Source organism: Knoellia flava TL1 (assembly GCF_000768675.1).
Lineage (GTDB): Bacteria > Actinomycetota > Actinomycetes > Actinomycetales > Dermatophilaceae > Knoellia > Knoellia flava.
Genome location: NZ_AVPI01000059.1, coordinates 1 through 3,921 on the forward strand (window position 1 = coordinate 1; position 3,921 = coordinate 3,921).

Sequence of the window (3,921 nt, forward strand, 5' to 3'; positions counted from 1 at the left end):
GGCCGGCTTCGCGGAGCGGCCGGGCAACGCCTCGGCCAGCTCGGTGGCGATCCGGCGCCGGCCGCGCGCGCCGTCGTGGAGGTCGAGGACGAGGTCGCCGAGGCCGACGCGGTCGAGGCGGCCGACGACGGCATCGATCGCCGCGCGCTTCTCGGCCACGAAGAGGATGCGCTTGCCGTCCGCGGCGAGCGCGGCGACGAGGTTGGCGATCGTCTGCGACTTGCCCGTGCCGGGCGGGCCGTGGATGACGAGGTGGGCGCCGGAGCGGGCGGCGTCGATGGCCTCCTGCTGTGAGGAGTCGGCGTCGAGAATGAGCAGTCCGCTCGCGGGGTCGGGAACGACGTCGGGCGCACGGCTCGGCAGCTCGTGCCGGACCGAGCGCATCGCCGTGGGGTCGCCGGCGATGGCGGCGATGACGTCGTGGTCGGCGAGCGCATCGCCCTGCGCGGCGAGGTCGGCGACCATGGGCAGCTTGGCGTAGGAGAACGTCCCGAGGACGAGCCGCGGCGCCACCTCGAAGTCCGGCACCGACGAGCAGGTCTCGGTCAGCGCCTCGAAGGCCGGATAGGGGTCGAAGCCGCCGGGGGTGTGGGCCAGGGCCTCGAGCCGGTCGGCGTCGAGCGTGATGCCCTGCTCGGAGGCGAGGTAGTGCTCGAGCACCGGGTTGAGCTCGATCTCGTCGCCGAGGTCGAGCTCGTAGTCGTCGTGCTGCGGGGTCGTCGGACGCAGGGTGCAGCTGCGCAGAAGCACCGGCGCGGCGGGCTCGCGCCCGGCCGCGGCGCCCGAGCGCCCGAGGCTCCACGTCGCCATCCCGACCGCGACGAAGCCGGTGTCGATGCCCCTCTCCTCGCGCAGCTCACGCGCCTTGCCGGCGATGGTGCGCGCGCGGCGGCGGGCCTGGTCGAAGGCCGCCGGCTCGCGCACGAGGTCGCTCAGCCGGGTCGGGCGGCCGGCGAGCAGCATCGCCACCCCGCCGGGGTGCGCGGTCGTCAGGTCGAGGGTGCCGGAGGGGAGGTCGCGGTACCAGAGCAGGGTGTTGCGTCCGCCGAGGTCGACGAGGTGCCGGGTCCAGCCCTTGACGGCGCGGCGGACCCTCTCGGTCCGCGAGTCGATCTCTGACTGCGGTCCGGGTTCGCTCACCGCAGCAGGCTAACAACGACCCGCCCGTATGCCGGGTGCGCCACTCTCCGGGGGCAGCCCGTGCTCGCCCACCTTCGGAGGCGTCTCGCGGATCGGGAAGACTGACGTCCATGAGCCAGGATGCAGCGCCGCAGCCCGCCCCCGCCTCCACCGACCTCGTGCAGGTCGTCCGGCACGCCTCCGGGGTGGTCGAGCTCGTGCTCAACCGGCCCGAGGCGATGAACGCGGTCTCCACCGCGATGGCCGCGGCCCTCACCGAGAACGCCTCCGGCGTCGCGGCCGACGTCTCGGTGCGTGCGGTCGTGGTCTCGTCGTCGCACCCCAAGGCCTTCTGCGTCGGGGCAGACCTCAAGGAGCGCAACACCCTCACCGACGACGAGCTGCGCGCGCAGCGGCCCGGGAACCGGACGGCATACCGGAGCGTTCTCGACCTGCCGGTCCCCGTCATCGCGGCGGTCGACGGCTACGCACTCGGCGGCGGCTGCGAGATCGCGCTCTCGTGCGACCTCATCGTCGCCTCCCCGGGGGCGACGTTCGCCCTGCCCGAGGTGTCGGTCGGCGTCATCCCCGGTGGCGGCGGCACGCAGCTGCTCACCCGCCGCGTCGGGTGGTCGCGCGCGGCCGACCTCATCTTCACGGCCCGCCGGGTCGGTGGTGAGGAGGCGCTCGGCCTCGGTGTCGTCGATCGGGTCGTCGACGACCCCCGTGCGGCGGCCCTCGAGCTCGCGGGCCGGATCGCCGCCCACTCTCCGGTCGGCGTCCGCAACGCGAAGGCCGCCATGCGCGGCGGCATGGACGTGTCGCTGGCCGAGGGCCTCGACATCGAGGACGCCCGCTGGCACGACACCGCCTTCAGCGCCGACCGGGCCGAGGGCGTTGCGGCGTTCGCCGAGAAGCGCACGCCCAGCTGGCCCGGGCTCAGCGGACGCTGATCGCCTCCCGGTCGCGCAGGACAAGCGCGGCCACTCCGATCGAGACGGCGACGACGAGGGCGCCGAGGGCGAGGGCCGAGAAGCTCGCGCGGTCGACGACGACCCCGGCGAGCGCGCCGCCGAGGCCCGCCGACAGCCCCATGACGAGGTCGCTCGCACCCTGGGCCCCGGGCCGCTCGCCGGTCGGCACCGCGGCCGTGAGCAGGGTCGAGCCCGACACGAGCGTGCACGACCAGCCGAGGCCGAGCAGGAAGAGCCCGGCGAGCAGGCGGTTCGAGTGGCCCATCGGCGCCGACGACGCGAGCAGCGTTGCGACGACGAGGATGCCCGAGCCGACCATCGCGACCGTGCGGCCACCGAGGCGGTCCACGGCCATGCCGGTGAGCGGGGAGAAGGCGAACATCCCGAGGATGTGCATGCTGATGACGAAGCCGATGACAGTGAGGTCCGCGTGGCCGTGTCGCATGTGCAACGGCGTCATGACCATGACGCTCACCATCGTCATGTGGCCCAGGGCGAGGGTGAGGACGCCGAGCAGGGCCTGCGGACGTGCGGCGATGACGCGCAGCCCGCGCGTGATGGAGCCGTGCGTCCGGCCGGCGGCGTGCGGGTCGAGGTCCACCGCACGGCGGCGGGCCTCGACGAGCGGGTCCGGCCGCAGCCGCCACATGAGGACCGCGACCGCGAGAGTGAGCCCGACGAGCGAGAAGACGAACGGACCGGTGAGGCGCGGGATACCGAGAAGCCGTGACACCGGCTCGCTCGGTCCGACGAGGTTGGGGCCGAGGACGCTGCCGATCGTCGTCGCCCACACGACGAGGCTGAGGTCGCGCCCACGGTGGGCCGGCTGCGCGAGGTCGGCCGCGGCATACCTCGCCTGGTTGTTCGACGCGGTCGAGCCGCCGAAGAGCAGGCTCGCGACGAGGAGCAGCGCGAAGCTGCCGACGATGCCCGAGACGATGAGGCCCAGCGCGCCGGCGAAGGACAGGACGTAGCCGAGCGCGAGCCCGGGCCGGCGACCACGGGCGGCGCTCACCCGGGCCATCGGGACGGCGATGAGCGCGGACCCGATGACCTGGAACGTCGACCCCAGGCCGGCATACGTCGGGGAGCCGGAGACCTCCTCGGCGAGGAGCGCGCCGACCGCGACCCCGCTCGCGAGCGAGATGCCACCGAGGACCTGGGACATCGAGAGAGTGGCGACGGTGCGCCGCTGCACCGGGTCGTCGCGCGTGGTCTCCTCGAGCGGTGCGGCGTCGGTCACCCGCCCGAGTATGCCGTCCCACCCGTCCCGACTTTCCCGCCCGAAGTGGGTTGAGCGCACTTCGGAGCGGAACGGTCCCGCTGTCCAGTGCACCTTTCCCACCCGATGTCGCGCGCGTGCGATCGACCTTGCGGCGTCAACTAGGCTGGTCCGCGGCCTCCGGGCCCTCCCCGCCTCCGTAGCTCAGGGGAAGAGCACTTCTCTCCTAAAGAAGGTGTCGCAGGTTCGAATCCTGCCGGGGGCACCCTGTCTGACCTGCGGAAACGCGACCGTCGGTCGGTCCGACCCGCCGCCGAAGGGCCGAAATGGGCACCACATGGGCACATCTCAGATCTCCCGCGCCGCTTCACCGGCCGTGTCGCGGCCGTCGAGCGCGGACGGGACGGCACCGACCCTCCCTGTCCGATGTCATCATCGGACTCGTGGAAGCAGGAGCACGAGACCCTTCGGTCGAGGAGGTCATGCGTCTCGCGCGGGCCCTGAACACGCCTGTGGGGACACAGCCGACACTGCGCGAGATCGTCACCCAGTCCGTGCGAGTGGTGCCCAGCGACTGGGCTGCCGCGTTGGTCGCCGGTCGGATCA

The 3,921-nt window shown here is 73.3% G+C and carries 3 protein-coding genes and 1 tRNA gene; 2 read left to right on the top strand and 2 right to left on the bottom strand.

Going from position 1 to position 3,921, the window contains the following annotated elements; genetic code table 11:
• On the bottom strand, positions 1–1,140 hold a 1,140-nt coding region (locus tag N798_RS14780), incomplete at its 3' end, for an AAA domain-containing protein (protein ID WP_035949862.1).
• 110 nt (positions 1,141–1,250) lie between these two features.
• Here N798_RS14780 and N798_RS14785 point away from each other — a divergent pair.
• A complete protein-coding gene (locus N798_RS14785) occupies positions 1,251–2,072 on the top strand; it encodes an enoyl-CoA hydratase/isomerase family protein (protein ID WP_035949864.1) in 822 nt (273 codons plus the stop codon).
• Here the strand turns inward: N798_RS14785 and N798_RS14790 are convergent.
• Positions 2,059–3,336: an MFS transporter gene (locus tag N798_RS14790; RefSeq protein WP_035949866.1), complete on the bottom strand. Its 1,278-nt coding sequence runs from the start codon at positions 3,334–3,336 to the stop codon at positions 2,059–2,061. The two genes, N798_RS14785 and N798_RS14790, sit on opposite strands and share 14 nt — an antisense overlap.
• A 172-nt stretch (positions 3,337–3,508) precedes the next feature.
• Between N798_RS14790 and N798_RS14795 the strand changes: the two genes are divergently transcribed.
• Positions 3,509–3,580: transfer RNA gene (locus tag N798_RS14795), tRNA-Arg, on the top strand.
• Positions 3,581–3,921 lie beyond the last annotated feature (341 nt).

Coding starts and splice junctions, on each gene's coding strand:
- N798_RS14785 (WP_035949864.1), top strand. CDS start 1,251: ATGAGCCAGGATGCAGCGCCGCAGCCCGCCCCCGCCTCCACCGACCTC.